Origin of the sequence: Arhodomonas sp. KWT2 (assembly GCF_041949875.1) — a bacterium.
In the GTDB taxonomy this organism is placed as follows: Bacteria; Pseudomonadota; Gammaproteobacteria; order Nitrococcales; family Nitrococcaceae; genus Arhodomonas; species Arhodomonas aquaeolei.
This window is the reverse complement of the sequence record NZ_JBHFPQ010000033.1, coordinates 118710-136749: the sequence shown is the minus strand read 5'-3', so window position 1 is coordinate 136749 and position 18040 is coordinate 118710. Positions and strand designations below refer to the sequence as shown.

The 18040-nt window shown below is 67.9% G+C and carries 17 protein-coding genes; 6 read left to right on the top strand and 11 right to left on the bottom strand.

All coding sequences use genetic code 11. From position 1 onward, the window contains the following. The 3 genes from ACEZHJ_RS05245 to ACEZHJ_RS05235 form a co-directional block, all read right to left on the bottom strand. Nucleotides 1-321, bottom strand: a 321-nt coding sequence (locus ACEZHJ_RS05245) for an Hsp20/alpha crystallin family protein (RefSeq protein ID WP_375036306.1), incomplete at its 3' end; no start/stop codon positions are given. A 159-nt stretch (nucleotides 322-480) separates the two neighbouring features. Further along, on the bottom strand, nucleotides 481-1161 hold the full coding sequence (gene tsaB, locus ACEZHJ_RS05240) for a tRNA (adenosine(37)-N6)-threonylcarbamoyltransferase complex dimerization subunit type 1 TsaB (protein WP_375036305.1): 681 nt from the start codon (nucleotides 1159-1161) through the stop codon (nucleotides 481-483). Further along, a complete protein-coding gene (locus ACEZHJ_RS05235; protein ID WP_018716925.1) occupies nucleotides 1158-2489 on the bottom strand; it encodes an MFS transporter in 1332 nt (443 codons plus the stop codon). Before ACEZHJ_RS05235 ends, tsaB begins: the two co-directional genes overlap by 4 nt. 669 nt (nucleotides 2490-3158) lie before the next feature. Here ACEZHJ_RS05235 and ectA point away from each other — a divergent pair. The 4 genes from ectA (at nucleotide 3159) to thpD (ending at nucleotide 6698) form a co-directional block, all read left to right on the top strand. Continuing rightward, nucleotides 3159-3689: a diaminobutyrate acetyltransferase gene (gene ectA / locus ACEZHJ_RS05230; RefSeq protein ID WP_018716926.1), complete on the top strand. Its 531-nt coding sequence runs from the start codon at nucleotides 3159-3161 to the stop codon at nucleotides 3687-3689. Between the two features lie 20 nt (nucleotides 3690-3709). Next, on the top strand, nucleotides 3710-4984 hold the full coding sequence (gene ectB / locus ACEZHJ_RS05225; RefSeq protein ID WP_018716927.1) for a diaminobutyrate--2-oxoglutarate transaminase: 1275 nt from the start codon (nucleotides 3710-3712) through the stop codon (nucleotides 4982-4984). A gap of 112 nt (nucleotides 4985-5096) precedes the next feature. Continuing rightward, complete coding sequence (locus ACEZHJ_RS05220; protein ID WP_018716928.1) at nucleotides 5097-5486, top strand: ectoine synthase; 390 nt, start codon at nucleotides 5097-5099, stop codon at nucleotides 5484-5486. A gap of 303 nt (nucleotides 5487-5789) precedes the next feature. Beyond that, nucleotides 5790-6698 (top strand): ectoine hydroxylase, encoded by a 909-nt coding sequence (thpD, locus tag ACEZHJ_RS05215; RefSeq protein WP_375036304.1) that lies wholly within the window; start codon nucleotides 5790-5792, stop codon nucleotides 6696-6698. Between the two features lie 18 nt (nucleotides 6699-6716). On the opposite strand, the gene ACEZHJ_RS05210 is transcribed toward thpD, so the two are convergent. From ACEZHJ_RS05210 to rraA, 3 genes are all read right to left on the bottom strand, one after another. Beyond that, nucleotides 6717-7121, bottom strand: coding sequence for an RNA-binding S4 domain-containing protein (locus tag ACEZHJ_RS05210; protein WP_018716930.1), 405 nt, complete (start codon nucleotides 7119-7121; stop codon nucleotides 6717-6719). A 60-nt stretch (nucleotides 7122-7181) separates the two neighbouring features. Continuing rightward, the gene (locus tag ACEZHJ_RS05205; RefSeq protein ID WP_026320900.1) at nucleotides 7182-7622 is read right to left on the bottom strand and encodes a CBS domain-containing protein; all 441 of its coding nucleotides are present in this window, start codon (nucleotides 7620-7622) and stop codon (nucleotides 7182-7184) included. Between the two features lie 98 nt (nucleotides 7623-7720). Further along, entirely contained in the window at nucleotides 7721-8200 is a 480-nt protein-coding gene (gene rraA / locus ACEZHJ_RS05200; RefSeq protein WP_018716932.1) for a ribonuclease E activity regulator RraA, read from the bottom strand. A 123-nt stretch (nucleotides 8201-8323) separates the two neighbouring features. On the opposite strand from rraA, the gene ACEZHJ_RS05195 reads away from it, so the two are divergent. Beyond that, nucleotides 8324-9079 (top strand): UDP-2,3-diacylglucosamine diphosphatase, encoded by a 756-nt coding sequence (locus ACEZHJ_RS05195; RefSeq protein ID WP_018716933.1) that lies wholly within the window; start codon nucleotides 8324-8326, stop codon nucleotides 9077-9079. Here ACEZHJ_RS05195 and ACEZHJ_RS05190 read toward each other — a convergent pair. The 5 genes from ACEZHJ_RS05190 to proV form a co-directional block, all read right to left on the bottom strand. Next, nucleotides 9053-11803: a DUF349 domain-containing protein gene (locus ACEZHJ_RS05190; protein WP_018716934.1), complete on the bottom strand. Its 2751-nt coding sequence runs from the start codon at nucleotides 11801-11803 to the stop codon at nucleotides 9053-9055. The two genes, ACEZHJ_RS05195 and ACEZHJ_RS05190, sit on opposite strands and share 27 nt — an antisense overlap. A 62-nt stretch (nucleotides 11804-11865) precedes the next feature. Further along, complete coding sequence (locus ACEZHJ_RS05185; protein ID WP_018716935.1) at nucleotides 11866-12141, bottom strand: Lrp/AsnC family transcriptional regulator; 276 nt, start codon at nucleotides 12139-12141, stop codon at nucleotides 11866-11868. A 182-nt stretch (nucleotides 12142-12323) separates the two neighbouring features. Further along, nucleotides 12324-13208, bottom strand: a complete 885-nt coding sequence (locus ACEZHJ_RS05180; RefSeq protein WP_018716936.1) for a glycine betaine ABC transporter substrate-binding protein — start codon at nucleotides 13206-13208, stop codon at nucleotides 12324-12326. A gap of 81 nt (nucleotides 13209-13289) precedes the next feature. Next, nucleotides 13290-14138 (bottom strand): proline/glycine betaine ABC transporter permease, encoded by an 849-nt coding sequence (locus ACEZHJ_RS05175; RefSeq protein ID WP_018716937.1) that lies wholly within the window; start codon nucleotides 14136-14138, stop codon nucleotides 13290-13292. Nucleotides 14139-14144: 6 nt separating this feature from the next. After that, on the bottom strand, nucleotides 14145-15338 hold the full coding sequence (gene proV, locus ACEZHJ_RS05170; RefSeq protein WP_018716938.1) for a glycine betaine/L-proline ABC transporter ATP-binding protein ProV: 1194 nt from the start codon (nucleotides 15336-15338) through the stop codon (nucleotides 14145-14147). A gap of 330 nt (nucleotides 15339-15668) precedes the next feature. Here proV and rlmKL point away from each other — a divergent pair, with 330 nt between their 5' ends. After that, nucleotides 15669-17822: a bifunctional 23S rRNA (guanine(2069)-N(7))-methyltransferase RlmK/23S rRNA (guanine(2445)-N(2))-methyltransferase RlmL gene (gene rlmKL / locus ACEZHJ_RS05165; RefSeq protein ID WP_018716939.1), complete on the top strand. Its 2154-nt coding sequence runs from the start codon at nucleotides 15669-15671 to the stop codon at nucleotides 17820-17822. Nucleotides 17823-18040: the final 218 nt, after the last annotated feature.

Sequence of the window (18040 nt, the reverse complement as noted above, 5' to 3'; positions counted from 1 at the left end):
AAAACGCCGGTAGAACACCCCGTAGGCGCGTTCCCGGCGGCGCACGCCGCCCTCGTCGGTATCACGCTCGCTGCTGCGCTCACCACGGATGGAGAGCACGCCGTCCTCCATGGTCACCTCGATATCCTCGGGCTTCACCCCGGGGATATCGGCCTCGACCACGAACTTGTCCGTCTCCTCGCGGATGTCCACCGCGGGGGTCCACTGGCTGGTCTCCACGGTGGAGAAATCACGCACCGCATCGAACAGCGGCGAAGAGAAAAACCGGCTGAACTCGTCGCTCAGGTTGGCCACGCCACGGCCCGGGCGATAACGCGTCATGTCCATATCCATCACCTCCCTGCATTGTTCCCGTATTTCCCGTCGCGGACGCACCGCGATCCTGCATTCCGGTATATCGGGAACATCGAGTTCAATTTCAAGTGATTGGGGGTTACTGTCGACAAACGGGACGAACGGAATTCGTACCGCCCGCCAACCCTACCCCTGGGTGACGCGGTTGCGCAGGTAGGTGGGCACGACATCCTCCGCCGCCACACCGCGCGCCCCCGCCGCCAGCCGCACCTCGGCCAGGGCGAGACAGTCCCGGGCGTCCGGCAGGCGTTCCGGATCGACCACCGTAACCGCCTCGCCTAGCCGTTCCGCGAGGACCTCGGCGTAGGCGCCGTAGCCCGTACCGCAACCGAGCCAGGCGTCGCCGGTGCCCGGCAGCACCACGGAATCCGGCGACACCACCGCCTCCTCCCCCGCGGTGACGACGCCCGCGCCACGGCGCCGATAGCAGCCCCAGTAAACCTCGCCCATGCGGGCGTCCATGGCGACTGCAACTGCCGCCGCACCGTGGGTGCGGCAGGCCCCCTGCGCCACGGTGGCCAGGGTGGACACCGGGATCACTGGCAGGTCCGCACCGAGGGCGAGCCCCTGGGTCACACCAATACCGATCCGCACCCCGGTGAACGAACCCGGACCGCTGCAGCAGGCCAGCGCCCCGAGGTCGGTCATCTCCAGGCCCGCCTCGTCGAGGACCGCACGGACCATGGCGAGGACGGTCCCCGAATGCCCCTGCCCGACGGCCTCGTACCGGCACAGCACCGCCTTTCCGGCCCGTAGGGCGACCGAGCAGGCGGTGGTGGTCGTATCGATGGCGAGCAGCCCGCTCATGACCGGTGGTCCCCCTCCCCTGGGCCGGCATCCGGGGCCGCCGCTTCCTCGTCGGCCGTCCCGGCGCCGTCGTCACCGTCGAAATCGAATTCCATCTGTATGCCACTCTCCGCGTAAGGATCGAAGGTACCCGTGTAAGGCGTGCTGCTCGGTCCCATCTGGTAACCGGAGGTCTCGCTGATCGACAGCGGCGGTCCGACACGCTGGCGCAGCAGCGCGAAACCGGCGAGCGCCAGCGCCGTGGCGCCCAGCGTCCAGAACAGGCCCGTCGGGCCGACCAGGCCCATGAGCTGCGACGTCGCCACGGGACCGGCGATCATCCCCGCACCGTGCACGAGAAGCAGGCCGGCGCTGGCACCGAGCATCCGGCTGGCGTCCATGAAATCGTTGGTCAGCGATACCGACAGCGGGTAGAGCGTGAATGCGAGCCCGCCCCACAGGACCGACAACCCGACGACGGCCCCGGTACTGTGCGCGGTCAGCGCCACCATGGCGCCGCTGACGATCGCGACCGCCGCGGCGACCGTGGCGATCACGTCACGGCGATTGTACAGGTCCGACAGCCTGCCTATGGGATACTGGAGCAGGAAACCGCCGACGATGGTCACGCCCATCAGGATCGCGATCATCGACTGGCTGAACCCGGCGCCCTTGGCATACACCGGCCCCATGCCCAGGAACGAGCCGTTGATCACCCCCGCCGCCGCGCACCCCACAACCCCCAACGGAGACGCCGCGTAGAGCTCGCGCAGCCGCACCGGCACCACCTCGCGCAGCTCCGGGGAGGAGGTGCGGGTGATCGTCACCGGCACCAGCGCAAGGCCGATCAGCGCGGCGGACAGGCTGAACAGCTCGAATCCGGCTGGATCGGAGAACACCAGCAGGAACTGGCCGCCCCCGAGCCCCACGTAGGTCACGACGCTGTAGACGCCGAAAACCTGGCCCCGGTACTCCGGCGGCGTGCGGTCGTTGAGCCAGCTCTCCACCACCATGTACAGGCCGGCGATGGCGAAACCGTAGACCAGCCGCATGCCGCCCCACACCACCGGCTCGATGAAGATGGGGTACGCCAGCGTGCTGGTCGCCGCGATCACCGCCAGCGCGGCAAACGTCCGGATGTGGCCGACACGCGCGATCACCCGGCCGCATATGCGAGTGGCGAGCACGAAGCCGACCGAGTAGCTCGCCGCCACCAGACCGATAACCTGGGTCGGGAACCACTCCATCGTCATCCGCACGCCCACCAGCGTGCCCAACAGGCCCCCGCCGACGAGCAGCAGCCCGAACGACAGGAACAGCGCGACGAAGGGGGATACGATTCGGGTCATACCGCCCCCTCCTTCCAGTAACGCGCCCGTCCTGCACCGCCGGCCGGGGTGCGCCTGCCGGCGGCCCCGCCGGGATCGCGGATGGGCACTGTCCGGACGGCCACGCGTCCAAGGCGGGCAACGCCATCCGGCGTCCACGGCCGGTGACGATAACAGTCCCGCCGTCCACGCCGCGGCCCGCACTGGCCGCCGGCAGGGCCGTGCGCTGATGATCCGGATAGTAACGTCTGACGCATGGATGCCCGTGATGCGACCGGCCCGGAAGACCGGCCGGTTGATTGTTGTTCGGCGGTGGTGAGCATAGCCGAGATGCGGCGGACCTGACCATTCCACGACCGGGGTGAGTGCCGGCACCACCGCGGCCGGCGGGCCGCGTCACGCTTGACACGGACTATCGTGTAGTGCATTAATGATAGGCCAATCTAAACGACGGAGAAGAAATCCGTTGATGATGGATTTCACCGCCTGCCGGATTATCCCCACGACCCCTGCATCCACCACCAGTCATGTCGCCGGGGCCTGAGAACACCCCATAACCGTGCCGCACACGACACCATGCCTAGACCGTCACGAACCCGGAACGGGTACGTGTAAGACATGTCGTGTCCGGCGGTCCGGAAGGCGTGAACGCCGCACAGCGACCGAATAACCCTGAGCGAGGAGTGCGCAATGGCCAGCAGACCCAGTGAGGACGGCATCATTCTGAGACAGCCGGCGATCGCCGATGGTGGCGGCATGTGGCGGGTTGTCCGTGACGCCGGGGTGCTCGACGAGAACTCCAGCTACCTGTACCTGCTCATGGCCCGCGACTTCTCGGAGACCTGCGTGGTCGCGGAGCGCGACGGCCGCACGATTGGCTTCGTCACCGGCTACCGCCGGCCACAGCGCCCGGACACCGCGTTCCTCTGGCAGGTGGGGCTGCTGCCCGAGGCCCAGGGCCTGGGTCTCGGCAAGCGCCTGGTCGCCGCCTTCCTGCGCGCCCCCGGGTGTCAGGGGGCAACCCGGCTGGAGACCACCATCACGCCGGATAACGCCGCATCGCGGGCGCTGTTCCGCGCCGTGGCCCGGGACCTGGGTGCCGAATGCGCCGTCAGCCCGTGCTTCACCGCCGCGGACTTCCCCGAGGCCGGGCATGATGACGAGGAACTCTTCTCTATCGGCCCGTTCACGGCGGACGCGCCGAACACACTCAACTACTAGATCCAGAGAGGGAATCAGCCATGGATTACATGGAGGCGATCAACCGGTACGAGTCCGAGGTGCGCAGCTACGTGCGCAGCTTCCCCACGGTCTTCGAGAAGGCGCGGGGCTCGTATCTCTACAACACCGAGGGGACCGCCTACCTGGACTTCTTCGCCGGGGCGAGCGTGATGAACTACGGTCACAATCACCCCGACATCAAGAAGGCCCTCACCGACTACATGGCGGATGACAACATCATCCACAGCCTGGACATGGCGAGCGTGGCGCGGGCGCAGTTCCTGCAGGCCTACCACGACATCATCCTCGCCCCGCGTGGCATGAACCACCGTATCCAGCTGCCCGGCCCGACCGGCACCAACGCGGTGGAGAGCGCCCTGAAGATCGCGCGCAAGGCCAAGGGCCGCGAGGGATTCGTGGCGTTCACCAACGCCTTCCACGGCATGACCCTCGGTGCACTGTCGGTCACGGGTAACCAGTTCAAGCGCGACGGCGCCGGGGTGCCGCTGCTCAACACCGCCTCGATGCCGTACGACAGCTACTTCGGCGACGAATTCGACACCATCGACTACTTCGAGAAGATGTTGGCCGACGGCGGCAGCGGTGTCGGCATCCCCGCCGGCGTGATCGTCGAGACGGTGCAGGCCGAGGGCGGCGTGCGCGTGGCGAGCGGCGAGTGGCTGCGCAAGCTGCAGGACCTGTGCCGCGAGCACGACATGCTGTTCATCATCGACGATATTCAGACGGGCAACGGGCGCACCGGCAACTACTTCTCCTTCGAGGAGTTCGATCTCGATCCGGACGTCGTCACCGTCTCCAAGTCCCTGTCCGGTTTCGGCATGCCGCTGTCCATCGTACTGGTCAAACCGGAATTCGATATCTGGGAGCCCGGCGAGCACAACGGCACCTTCCGCGGCTTCAACCCCGCACTGGTCACCGCGCGCCGCACCCTGGAACTGTTCTGGCAGGACGACGCCTTCGCCGGCGAGGTCAAGCGCAAGGGCGAGAAGATCCGCGAGTGGCTGCAGGGCCTCGCCGCGCGCCACCCGCAGGCCAAGGGCGAGGTCCGCGGCCGCGGCATGATGCAGGCGGTGGAGTTCGAGAATCAGGAGCTCGCCGGCAAGGTCTCCGAGAAGGCCTTCGGCCACCGACTGATCATCGAGACCGCCGGTCCGAACGACGAGGTGCTCAAGCTCCTGCCGCCGCTGACCATCGAGGACGAGGTTCTCGACCAGGGCCTGGAGATCATCGAAAGGGCCCTCACCGAGGCCATGGCCGAACTCGGTATTGCGTGAGCCGTGTCGCGGCATGAATAATCGTTAGCGTCCCATCCGGTTCCGGATGGGCGCTGCGACCACGCCCGAGGGGCGGCCTCCCGCCCCTTTCGCTTTTCAAGGAGACCAGCGGATGAAGATCGTCAGGCTCGAAGAGATCATCGGGACCGACCGCGACGTGGAGGGTCCGGACTGGAAGAGCCGCCGCCTGCTGCTGAAGAAGGACGGCATGGGTTTTTCCTTCCACGAAACCATCATCCCGGCCGGGACCGAACACACGTTCTGGTACAAGAACCACCTCGAGGCGGTGTATTGCGTGGCCGGTAACGGCACCATCGAGGACCTGGCCACCGGTGAGGTTCACGAGATCCGGGACGGCACGCTCTACGCCCTGGACAAGCATGACCGGCACGTGCTGCGCGGCGGCACAGAAGACATGCGCCTGGTCTGTGCCTTCAACCCGCCGGTCACCGGCCGTGAGGTTCACGACGAGGACGGCTCGTACACCCTCGTCGAGGACTGACCCCGTCCCGGGCGCCCGGGTTGACGCCCGGGCGCCTGCATTCGTAACTTTCCCACCACAACACAGGGTCTCCCCGCTGCAGGGGACGCCGGTGTTTCCTTTGCACGTCCGACCTTCCGGTGCCACCAGCACCGGTGCCCCGCATGGACGTGCCGGATAGTACGCACGGCATGTGCCGGTGCCGGGGCTCCGCCCGGCCCCGCGCCACGAGCCCGGCGACTGGCATGCACGGGTCGCGTGGCAGCGTTCGCTGCGCGCAGCAGGGTTCTTTCCGTATCGCTGGCGATTCAGGGAGGTGCCGACATGCTGAACAGCAAGGATCTCTATCCCACCCGCACCGAGGCGCCCGTGGGCGTGATTCCGCGACTCGACCCGGTGATTCACTCCGACGAGAACGGCCACTGGTCCGGTCCGCTCACCAGCGACGAGCTCCGGCGTTTCGAGCACGACGGCTATCTCTTCTTCGAGGGGCTTTTCCCGCCGGAGGAAGTCGAGGCTTTCCGCGAGGAGCTGCGCCGCCTGGAGGCCGATCCAGATCTGAATGACTGGGACGGCATGATCCGCGAGCCCGAGAGCAACGAGGTGCGCTCGGTCTTCGGCATTCACCGCGCAGACATCTCCGACCGGTTCAACCGCCTGGCCCGGGACCCGCGCCTGCTCGACCGCGTCCGCCAGCTCCTGGCGAGCGAGGTCTACATCCACCAGTCCCGCATCAACTACAAGCCCGGCTTCCGTGGCACGGGCTTCAACTGGCACTCGGACTTCGAAACCTGGCACGCCGAGGACGGCATGCCGCGGATGCGGGCCGTGAGCTGCTCGATCATCCTCACCGACAATCACGCCCTCAATGGGCCGCTAATGCTCATCCCCGGCTCGCACAAACACTTCGTCTCCTGCGTGGGGGCCACACCGGAAGACAACTACAGGCGTTCGCTCAAGGTCCAGGAGTTCGGCGTGCCCGACGAGGACGCGATCCGCACCCTCGCGCGGGAACGCGGTATCGACGCAGCCACCGGCCCGGCGGGCTCGCTGTTGATCTTTGAGTGCAATACCCTGCACGCCTCCAACGCCAATATGTCGCCGGACCCGCGCAGCAACGTGTTCTTCGTCTACAACAGCGTGCGCAACCGCCCGCAGCAGCCCTACGGCGCCCCCGGGGTGCGGCCCGCGTTCCTCGGCGAACGCGAGGACTTCACACCGCTGGAACGATAACCCGGCGCGACCGCCCCGTCAGCCGCCGCCGCGCTTGAACGCCGCAAGTTCGCGGCGGTTGCGCCGGTCCGGGCGATGATCGGGCCGCGGCGTCGCCGCGGCCACCGCGCGCCGTTCCACGCGCACTGCCTCGCGCCGTTCGATGCTTTCCCCGGTTTCGGTGTAGAGGGTCTGCGCCTCGGTAGCCGGACCGCGTTTGTCCGAGAGATCGTCGACCGTGACCTCGAAGGTCACGGGCCCCTTGGTGATCGCGAGCCGCTGGCCGACGCGTACGTCGCGGGCGGGCTTCGCCCGCACCCCGTCCACCTCGACCTTGCCACCCTTGACCGCCTCTGCCGCGAGGCGCCGTGTCTTGAAAAATCGCGCCGCCCATAGCCACTTGTCCAGGCGCACGCCGTCCGCGTTGCGGGACCCATCGGTCATGCCGCGTCTCCCCGGCCGCCGTCCACGGCCGCCGCCGGGGCGGCGGCCGTGCGACCGGCCTCAGTAACTGCCTGCAATATATCCGGTAAGATGCTGAATTTCCGTGTCACGATCCGCCATGACCGCCGCTGTGAGGTCGCGTATGGAGATCATCCCGAGCAGCTGGCCACCCTCCATCACCGGCAAGTGCCGGCAGGCACGCTCGTTGACCATCGTCAGTGCCTCCTCGACGGAGGTGTCGGGCTCGATGTAGAAGACCTTGCGGGTCATCACCTGTTCGATAGGCGTACGGTCGTAGTCCAGGCGGCCGTCGATAACCCGGCGGAGGACGTCACGCTCGGTGAAAATACCGAGCAGCGCCTGCTCCGGGTCGACGACCAGTACCGCACCGATGTTGTGCCGGTTCATCATCTGCACGGCATCCGCCACCGAGGCGTCGGGACCGAGCACGTACATCTGAGAGCTCTTGCGATCGAGGATCCTGCGTACCGGTTGCCGCATGGCCGTTCCCTCCTCCAGGGCAGATCCGTTCCCTTCATTTCCGGTTTTATACCCGAAGAACCGCTTTGGGAAGGCACGCGAGGCGGCCGCGAAGTCCGTTAATCGAGGCGTTCGTCGGCCACCACGATGCCGTCCTCGTCCGCGTACAGCCAGTCCTCCGGACGGATGGTCACCCCCGCGAAACTCACGGGGATACCGCGCTCCCCTTCACCGCGTTTTTCACTGCGCCGCGGGTGAACGTTCAACGCCTTTACCCCGATATCCAGTCCGCCGATCTCGCCGGAATCGCGGATACAGCCGTAGACCACGATACCGCTCCAGCCGTTGTCCCGCGCCATCGCGGCGAGGTTGTCGCCAAGCAGCGCACAGCGCAGCGAGCCGCCGCCGTCGACCACCAGCACCCGCCCCTCCCCGGGCTCGGAGAGCGCATCCCGCACGAACGAGTTGTCCTCGAACACCTTGACCGTCAGGACCGGTCCGGAGAAACTCCGGCGACCGCCGTAGTCCGAGAAGATCGGCGTGAGGATGCGAAGACGTCCCTCGTGGGCATCGCACAGATCGGTGGTCGGCGTTGTCATTCCGTGTTCTCCGTGTGTGTCCGTCGGCGACGGCTGCCAAGTTAACCAGCCGCCAACGCGGAGACAAGAGAACCGGTCACGCGCCAGTACCCACGCGGTCGAAACCGGCAACAGAGGTCAAGCATGACGCGGCCACAGCACGACAGTCACGACGCGCCCATCCTGTTCATCTCCGATCTGCACCTGGATCCCGCACGGCCGGCAATCGTGCGCCTGTTCCTGGACTTCCTCGCGGGGGAGGCGCGCAACGCCGGGGCCCTCTACATCCTTGGCGACCTGTTCGAGGCCTGGATCGGGGATGACGCGGTCAGCGCCGACGAGCCGGTCATCGCGGCGATGCGCGCCCTGGTGGAACACCGCGTGCCAGTGCGGGTGATGCGCGGGAATCGTGACTTCCTCCTGGGCGAGACGTTCGCACGCATGACCGGTGCCGGAATGCTCGCAGACCCCTGCACGATCGAGATCGACGGCGAGCCGGTGCTCCTCGCCCATGGCGACGCCCTGTGCACGGATGACGCGGATTATCAGCGTTTCCGCGCCATGGTCCGCGACCCAGAGTGGCAACGGCAGTTCCTCGCCCGCTCCATCGATGAGCGCAAGACCTACGCCGCGGAGGCGCGCTCGCAGAGCAGCGAGCGCAACCAGCGCCTCGACGACACCATCATGGATGTCAACGACGCCGCCGTGGCCGCGACCATGCGGGATCATGGCGTACAGCGGCTGGTCCACGGCCATACTCACCGGCCGGCAGTGCACCGCTTCGAGCTCGACGGCGCCCCTGCCGAACGCATCGTGCTCGGCGACTGGTTCGACCAGGGCAGCGTATTGCGCTGGCACCGGGGCGAGTACGCGCTAAGCGGGCTGCCCCTCAGCGAGTGACCTGACCGCGGCCTCCGCCGCCCGGCGGAAGCGGGCCTGGAGCGCGGGATCCGTCGCCGGGCGCGCATACCACTCGGCGACCAGCGCCCAGATCCGCGCCTCTCGCGGACGCTCGTCCGTCCCCGCCCCGAAGCCGTCGGAGAGCCGCTCCACCTGGAGCTCCATGCGCCGGCGCCGATCCGCTTCCGGCGACCCCAGCCCCGCCAGGATCTCCATGCGCAGACACAGGTCACGCTGGGACGGGTCGTCGTGGGGTGCCGGCGGCTGCGGGGCCAGACGCCCGGCCACCGCCTCGCGCAACGGCTCCAGCAGCGGTTCGTCCTCCGGTAGTCCTTCCAGGGCGTCAGTGTGCCCGGTACCATCCAGGACCGCCTCAAGCCGCGGCAGCAACGCAACGCGCGCCTGCGCCCGCTGCTCGCCGGCGAGGGCGTCGAGCGTCGCACAGGCCCGCTCGAAGCGGCGTCGCACACCGTGACCGCGACGGCTGTCCGGAAGACCGGCGGCCTCCAGCCGCGCGCGGGCATCCGCCACGGCGGCCGCGATTTCTCCGTCGGCGGGCCGCTCTCCCCCTTCGGACGGGATCAGTGCCTCCACCGCCTCGCAGACGCGCTCCCCCTGGGCAATCCGGTCGTCACCTTCCGCACGGCGCGTGCGGCGCGCGGCGTCCCGCCGCTCGAAGATCCGGTCACACGCGGCACGAAAGGCCCGCCAGAGCGCGCGCTCGTCCTTCGGCCGTGCCGATTCCGAGGCCTTCCACCGTTCCTGGAGGGCCTTGGCGTGCTCAGCGGCACGCTCGGGATCATCCGCCTCGGCCAAGGCTTCCGCCTCCGCGACGAGTGCCGTCTTCGCCTCGCGGGCCTGCTCGCGCCGCGCATCGATCCGCTCGGAGAGCGTGTTCATCAATCCCTCGAAACGGCGGGTCAGACCGCGGGTACCGCGGCGGTCCACGGGCGCGAAGCCCCGCCAGTCATCACGGGCCGTTCGGCGGATCCGTTCCAGCTCCGCGAGTGCCAGCGTGTCCGTGTCGGTCTCGTCGAGGAACCGTTCGAGCTGGCCGCACACCGTCTGCCGGCCTTCACGATTGGCCTCACGCCGTGCCGCTTCGGCCTCCTGCCATTCCCGGCAACTCTCCCGCGCCTGCTCCGCGGCGGTCTGAAAGCGCTGCCACAGCGCACGTGTGCCGGCGGAATCGGATCCCCCAGTGGCCTTCCATTCCTCGAACAGCTCGCCTATACGGGCCAGGCGCGCCTCCGGCTCCAGGCCGTCACCCTGACCGAGGGCTTCCATTGCCTCGCACAGGCCTTCCTGCTTGGGCGCGACCGCGAAGTGGCGCCAGTCGCGCAGCTCGGCCAGACGTGCCCGGACCCTTGCGACCCGGCGGTCGCGGCCGGGATCCAGCGACCCCGGAACGTCCTCGAGTGCGCGGCGGACCTGCCCCACCGCCCGGCGCGAACGACGCAGTTCACCGGCGGACAACGCCTCGTCGGCGGCGTCCAGCGCCGCGTCCAGGGCCTCCAGCGCGGCCGAGCGTTCGTTGTCCGCGCGCTCGTCCTTACGCGCCTCGTCCGCCGCCTGCCGGCGTTCCCGGATCGCCCCGTGCAGCGCCGTCACCTCCGGAGGTGACGGCAGCTCTTCCGGCCAATTCAGCCGCTCAGCCAGCTCGGTGAGCGAATGGAGGTCGCCGCCTGGATCGGAGAGCCGCTCGGCCAGCGTTACGTAACGCCGGCCGGCCTCGAGCCACAGGCGTGCCCGCCGGGCCTCGTCGCCGTCAGCGTATCGTCCTTCCCCGACCGCCCGTTCCAGGCGGTTGAGCCGTTCCATGGACGGCGCACCCGCGGCCTCCAGCTCCGCCATCACCTCGCCGGCACCCACCGCTGCCGGCGCGTTCGCCGCGGCCCCGGCAGGAGGCGCTTCCGCGTCGCCGGCGGCCGCCTCACGGCCCGCCCGCTCAAGCGCTTCGCCGATCGCCGCCCACGCCCGCTCAAAGCGCTCAATCAGATCGGGGACATCAAGCGGCGGCAGTGCGTCATAGCGGTTTCCGATACGCTCGCGCTCGGCGGCCGTTTCCCGTCCGGCCGGCACCTCGGCGAGCCCCTCCAGGCGCCGGCACAGGTCCTCCAGTACCGCGCGGGCATCCCGCTCGGCCTCCCGTGCCTCCATGATTGCGTCCAGGCGCTGACGCGCCAGGCGCACTATGCGGCGGTCCAGCGCCCGGCCACGGTCGGCGATCTCACGGAGCGTGGGCTCGTCGTCGATCCGCTCCAGCGCCAGTTGGCGCAGGCGAGCGACCGGATCGTGGAGTGCCGCCTCCGCCAGCACGCCGGGGTCCGTCGTCCTTTCCAGGGCAAGACGCCGAAGACCTTCTTCACGCGCCCCGCGCGCCACGTGAGCGACGATCTGGGGATCCGCGCAGGCCTGCAGCGCGGACTCCCGGTGCGCCATGGACAGGGTGTCGCCCCCGGTCAGCAGCTGACAGTAGCGTGCCCGGGCGCATTCCCGCACCGGCGCCTCCGGGTCGCCATCAAGGGCGCGCTCGAGCAGCGCCAGGTCATCCAGTCGTCGCACCGCCGCGGCACGGACGCCCGCATCCGGATCGTCCTCCGCCAGACGGGCAAGCGTTCCGCCCTGTTCCTCATCCGCGATATCGAGCGCGATTACCGCCGCGCGGCGCACCTCCGGATCCCGGTGCGCCCAGCGGGGCCGTCGAAAGCGTTCAAACAGCATGCCGTCTCCTGTATTGCTGCGTCACAGCGCCGCCCCGTCATCCCCCGGCAGCCGGTCCGCACTCACAGGCCGATGCTGAACATGCTCTCCAGGTCGTGACGGCTCTGGGCGCGGAAAGCGATCAGCGTCTCGGTCTCCTCGATGTCGGAGAGGGTCTGCATACGTTCGGTGACCAGTTCGGCAAGCGCCTCATTGCTGGGCACACGGATGATAACAACGAGATCGTAGCGGCCACCGACGGAGTACACCTCGGAGATGCCGTCGATATCGGCAAGGGTGCCGGCGACCTCGTTGACACGACCACGGGCGGCGTTGAGCAGGACGATTGCGGTTACCATTGCCAGGTTCTCCCTGTTGGCTGGGGCCCTCCGCCCCGGAAAGCCGCATTCTAATGCGCGCTGGCGGGCGCCGCCTACCGTCATGACGGCGCGGACCGTGGCCGCACACGAAAAAACCCCCGCCCGAAGGCGGGGGTTTACAGCGGGCCCCGTCGCGCGGAGCCCTGCGGACCGGGACGTACTTACTTGACGTCGCCGGTGACCCAGTAGTCGACCCGGGCCTTGTTGTTGTCGATGTACTTCTGCACCGCCTTCTCGTAGGAGGTCTGCTGCGCGTCGTACATCGCCGCCTCGAGCTCGTCCAGCGGGATCTGCATGCGCGAGAGGAACATCGCGACCTCGGGGTCACGCTGGTAGAAGCCCACGTTCGCGAACGCGTGGATCCGCTCGTAGCTGCCGAGCGTGCCCTTCGGGTCCTTCAGATAACGCATGTCGTAGGCGCCGAACAGCCAGTGCGGGCTCCAGGCGGTCACGACGATCCAGTTGTCACGCTTGACCGCGCGATCCAGGGCCGCGGTCATGCCGGCACCACTGGAGGTCTGCAGGTTGTAGTCATCGAGGCCGTAATCCTCGATCGTCTTCTTCGACAGGCGCGTCAGGCCGGCACCCGGGTCGATACCCGTGATGGTCCCGTCGAGCTTCTCGCGGACGCTGTCCTTCTTGAGATCCTCGATGGAGTTGAGCTCGCTCTTCGGGATGTAATTCGGCACCGCCCAGCCCAGACGCGCATAGCCGTACAGCAGACCCAGGTTGATCGCCTTGACGCCGTCGCTGTTGACCTTGTCCAGGTAGTCCGCGTGCGTGCCCGGCTGCCAGGACATGAGCATCACGTCGATATCGCCGTTAGCGACACCCTGGTACTGCGGGGCGATATCGGTCTGAACCAGCTCGACGTCGCGGTCGAGGCGATTCTCGATGAGGTTCGAGGCCAGCTTGGTCACGAACTCCGCGTCGGACCAGGCGGTCCAGCCGATGCGCACCGGCTCGTTGGACTGCGCCTGGGCGCCGGTAACCATGCCGAGTCCGAGGACTGCGGACAGTACGATTTTCGAGGTCTTTCCGAGCATGTTCTGCTCTCCTCTGTTGCTACATTAGTCGACGCCTATTCGTACGAGCGAACGGCGCCGATTGCCGACTGGCGGCGCCCGCTACTTGCGCGAGCGCTGCCCGAAACTCTGGGTGATACGGTCAAGCAGGATGGCGAGGATGACCACGCCGAGCCCGCCCTCGAAACCGAGCCCCACATTCAGGCGCTGTATACCGGTAAGCACCGTGTTGCCAAGGCCGCCGGCACCGATCATCGAGGCGATGACCACCATCGACAGCGCCAGCATGATGGTCTGGTTGATGCCCGCCATGATCGAGGGCATCGCCAGCGGCACCTGAACCTTGAACAGCAGCTGCCGGTCGGTACAGCCGAACGCGAGCCCCGCCTCGACCTTCTCCTTGCTCACCTGCCGGATACCGAGGTTGGTCAGACGCACCACCGGCGGCATCGCGAAGATCACCGTGGCGATGGTGCCCGGCACCTTCCCGAGGCCGAAGAAGATCGCCGCGGGGATGAGATACACGAATGCCGGCATCGTCTGCATGAAGTCCAGTATCGGGCGCACGATATGCTCGACGATCTCGTTGCGCGCCATCCAGATCCCCACAGGTATCCCGACGACCAGCGCCACGAAGCTCGAAGCGAGCACCAGCGCCAGCGTCTGCACGGTTTCGTCCCACAGGTTCATGCCCAGGATGACCAGCATCGCGAGCAGGGCGAACACCCCGAAACGCCAGCCCACGCGCCAGAAGGCGATGCCGACGATGATCAGCGCCAGCACCTCCGGCGGCAGGAAACTCAGGATCCCCTCGAGACCGTCCGCGACGAACCCGATCACCGCCGCGATGCCGTCCAGCATGCCGGTGAGGTTGTTCTGGACCCAGTCGACGCCGAGCTCGACGTACTCGCCGATCGGTAGCTGGTAGTTGTCTGGGAAGATACTCGCCATGTCTGATTACCCCGTCCGGTCCAGCGTCCGCAGAATGGAGGTCTTGGAGATGCTCCCAAGGTACTTGCCGTCAGCATCCACCACCGGCAGCGGCCAGCGGCTGCCCGCCACCTTGCCGACGACCTCCTGCATGGGCGTGTCGTCCGGTATGGGTTCGACCTCCTCGAGGAACGCGTCCGCGTACTCGGGCTCGCCACCCTTGTCGAGCAGGGCGTTCAGCGAGTCCATGCTCACCGTGCCCTGGTACTGGCGACCCCGGTCGATCACGACCGCGACGTCGCGGTCGTGCTGGCGCATGCGCTCCAGCGCCGCATTGACGCTCATCCCCGGGCGCTCGATGACCGTGACCTGCTTACGGTTGGCGATGTCGCCGGCGGTGTAGACCTGGCTGACGTCCACCCCATAGAAGAACGAGCGGACGTAGTCGTTTGCCGGGTTGCTCACGATCTCCTCGGGGGTGCCGACCTGCACCACGAAGCCGCCCTGCATGATGGCGATGCGATCACCGATGCGCATGGCCTCATCCAGGTCGTGGGAGATGAACACCACGGTGCGCTTGTGCTTCTGCTGCAGCGCCAGCAGCTCGTCCTGCATCTCCGTGCGGATCAGCGGGTCGAGTGCCGAGAACGCCTCGTCCATGAGCATGATCGACGGCCCCACGGCCAGCGCGCGGGCAAGGCCAACGCGCTGCTGCATGCCGCCGGAGAGCTCGTCCGGGTAGCTGTTGGCGTTGGCCTTCAGGCCCACCTGCTCGAGCGCCTCCAGCGCCTTGTTCTCGCGCTCGCCACGCTCGGTACCCGCAACCTCCAGGCCGAAGGCGGCGTTCTCGAGGACAGTCCGGTGCGGCATCAGCGCGAAAGACTGGAACACCATGCTCATGTCATGGCGGCGCAGGTTGATCAGCTCCGACTTGCTCATCGACGTCACGTCCTGGCCGTCTATGTAGACACTGCCCCGCGTGGGCTCGATGAGGCGGTTGAGCATGCGCACCATGGTCGACTTGCCCGAACCGGACAGCCCCATAATCACGAATATCTCACCTTCCTGGATAGAGAAGCTGGCCTGCTGGACGCCGACCGTGTTGCCGGTTTTTTCGAAGATCTCGTCCTTGTTGAGCCCCTGCTCCAGAAGGCGTAGCGCCTCATCCGGATCGGGGCCGAAGACCTTGTAGAGATCCTCGACGACTATCTTGTCAGTCATGCGGAGTGTAGCCCTTCGTCTGCTTTCAGTTCATCTTGATCGATCAGCACGCAAGCGCGTCCGGATAACCGCCGCAAAGCGACCGCGGCCGGGCCGGACGTGGGAAATCCCGTTAGTTTTCATCCTCCGCCTATCGTGATCTTGCCCCGTCCACGCAATAGGCGGCATCTATGAAAACTCAGGAAAACCTTAAGGCCCACTTATTTCAACCTACCATGCCATGCCGCGACTGGCTAGTCGGCGCCCGTTCCGGGCCACGCGACTGGTATAGTCACGCACCGGCCGATTCGCAACACGGGCGCGTCTCCAACCCGTCTTCACAGGGACAGAATGAGCGATACAGATCACGCTTTTTTCGCCGCCGTTCCCCGCAATCTCGAGGGCCTTCTCCGCGACGAGCTGACCGCGCTCGGTGTCGTCGGTGCCCGCGAGACCCGTGCCGGCGTGACCTGGCAGGGCGACGTCGCCACGGCGTTGCGGGCGTGTCTGTGGTCGCGTCTCGCCTCGCGGGTATTGCTGACTCTCGGCAGCGGCGACGCGGCGGACGAGCAGGCCCTGCTCGCGTGCGTGCGCGCCCTGCCCTGGGAAGCGCACCTCACGGCGGACACGCCTTTCGTGGTGGACTTCACCGGCCATAACGCCTCGCTGCGCGACAGCCGGCACAGCGCCCGCGTGACCAAGGATGGCATACGTGCGCGCTTTCACGACCTCGGCCTCGAGGCACCGACGGCGAACCCCGGCGGTGAAGCCCTGCGCTGCAACGTCCGCTTGTCCGGGTCCCACGCGAGCGTCTACATCGATATCGGCGGTGGCGCACTGCACCGCCGCGGATACCGTCGCGCCGCCCGCGAGGCGCCGCTCAAGGAGAACCTCGCCGCCGCGCTGCTCGTGCGCGCGGGCTGGCCTGCCGTCGCGGAGCGCGGCGGCGCCTTCGCCGACCCGTTCTGCGGGGCCGGCACACTGGTGGTCGAGGCGGCCATGATGGCCGCGGACATCGCCCCCGGGCTTCATCGCGAGCCCTCTGGCACCCGCTTCTGGCGGGGGTTCCCAGCGGACACCTGGCGGGCCCTGCTCGAGGAAGCGCGGGAGCGCGCCCGCGACGGCCTTCACCGTCTGCCGCCGCTTTTTGCCGGAGACATCGATCCGGAGGCGATCCGGGTCGCCCGCGAGAACGCCGTTCGTGCCGGCCTCGAGGGCCGCATCACGTTCCGCACCGGCGATGTGCAGGACTGGGCTGGCCCCGGCGACGTGACGGCCGGCCTGCTGATCACCAATCCGCCCTGGGGCCAGCGCCTGGAGACCAACCGGCCGGTGGAACGGCTGTACATGGCCCTGGGGGACTGGGCCCGCACCGCCGTTCCGGGATGGCGGATGGCGGTGTTCACCGGCCACTCCCAGCTGCTTGCCGCCCTGGGCCTGCGGGCGGACCGGGTCTATCGCTTTCACAACGCACGGCTGCCGGCGCGGCTCGGCCTCTATACCCTCGCGGCCGAGCCGGCCGCGCCACAACGGACGGCGACCGCGGACGCCCCCGCGGACCTCGTCAACCGGCTGCGCAAGAACCTCCGTCACCGCCGCCGCTGGGCGCGGCGCGAGGGCGTCGACGCGTTTCGCGTTTACGACGCCGACCTGCCCGAGTACGCCTTCGCAGTGGATGTCTACAACGGCGAGGAAGGCGTCTGCGCCCACGTCGCGGAATACGCGCCGCCGGAGAAGATCGCCCCGCGCAAGGCCGAGCGGCGGCGGCGTGCCGCAATCGCCGCTGTCGCCGAGGTGCTGGAACTCGCCCCGGAGGCGGTCGTACTCAAGATCCGGCGGCGCCGGCGCACGGGCAGTCAGTACGAGCGCCAGGGCGAGCACGCGCTGGAGCGTATCGTTCACGAAGGCGGTGCCCGGCTGCGGGTGAACCTGACAGAGCGCCTCGACACGGGGCTGTTCCTGGACTCCCGCGGGATCCGCCGCCGCCTCGCGGACGGCGCAGACGGCCTGCAGGTGCTGAACCTCTACTGCTATACGGGCAGCGCCACCGTGCAGGCCGCGATGGCCGGTGCTCACACCACCAGCGTGGACCTGTCACGCACGTACCTTGCCTGGCTACGCGGCAACATGGGTCTCAACGGTATCGATCCTGCCTCCCACCGGATCTTCCGGGCCGACTGCAGGGAATGGCTCACCGAGGCGGCCGAGCGCGGCGAGCGCTTCGACCGCGTCCTGCTGGATCCGCCGTCGGTCTCACGTTCACGCCACGGCGGCACGTCCCTCGACATCCAGCGGGACCACGTCGAGCTGATCGAGGCCGCGTCGGCGTTGCTCGCCCCCGCGGGAGTGCTGTACTTCGTCACCAACCGCGTCCGCTTCAGCCTGGACGGGCCACGGCTCGGGACGCTCGGCCTCGTGACCCGCGAGATCACCTCCGAGACCGTTCCGGCCGACTTCCCGCGCCGCCCGCCTCCCCACCGGAGCTGGCTGGTCAGCCGCGCCTGACCGCCTGTCCGGCGCGCCGGCATTGGGCTGCGGCGCGTCTGTCTGTAGACTCCGCGCGACGTACGGTGATGCCGCACGCGTGGCACTTCGCGCCACGCCAAGGTACCGTGACGAGAAAAAGAAGAGGCAGGCCCTCCAAAAAGCCGGGGGCCGACGGCCCTGCCGACTCCGAGCCGGGCCGGCTCCAGGCGCTTGCAATACAGTCGAAAGCAGCACTG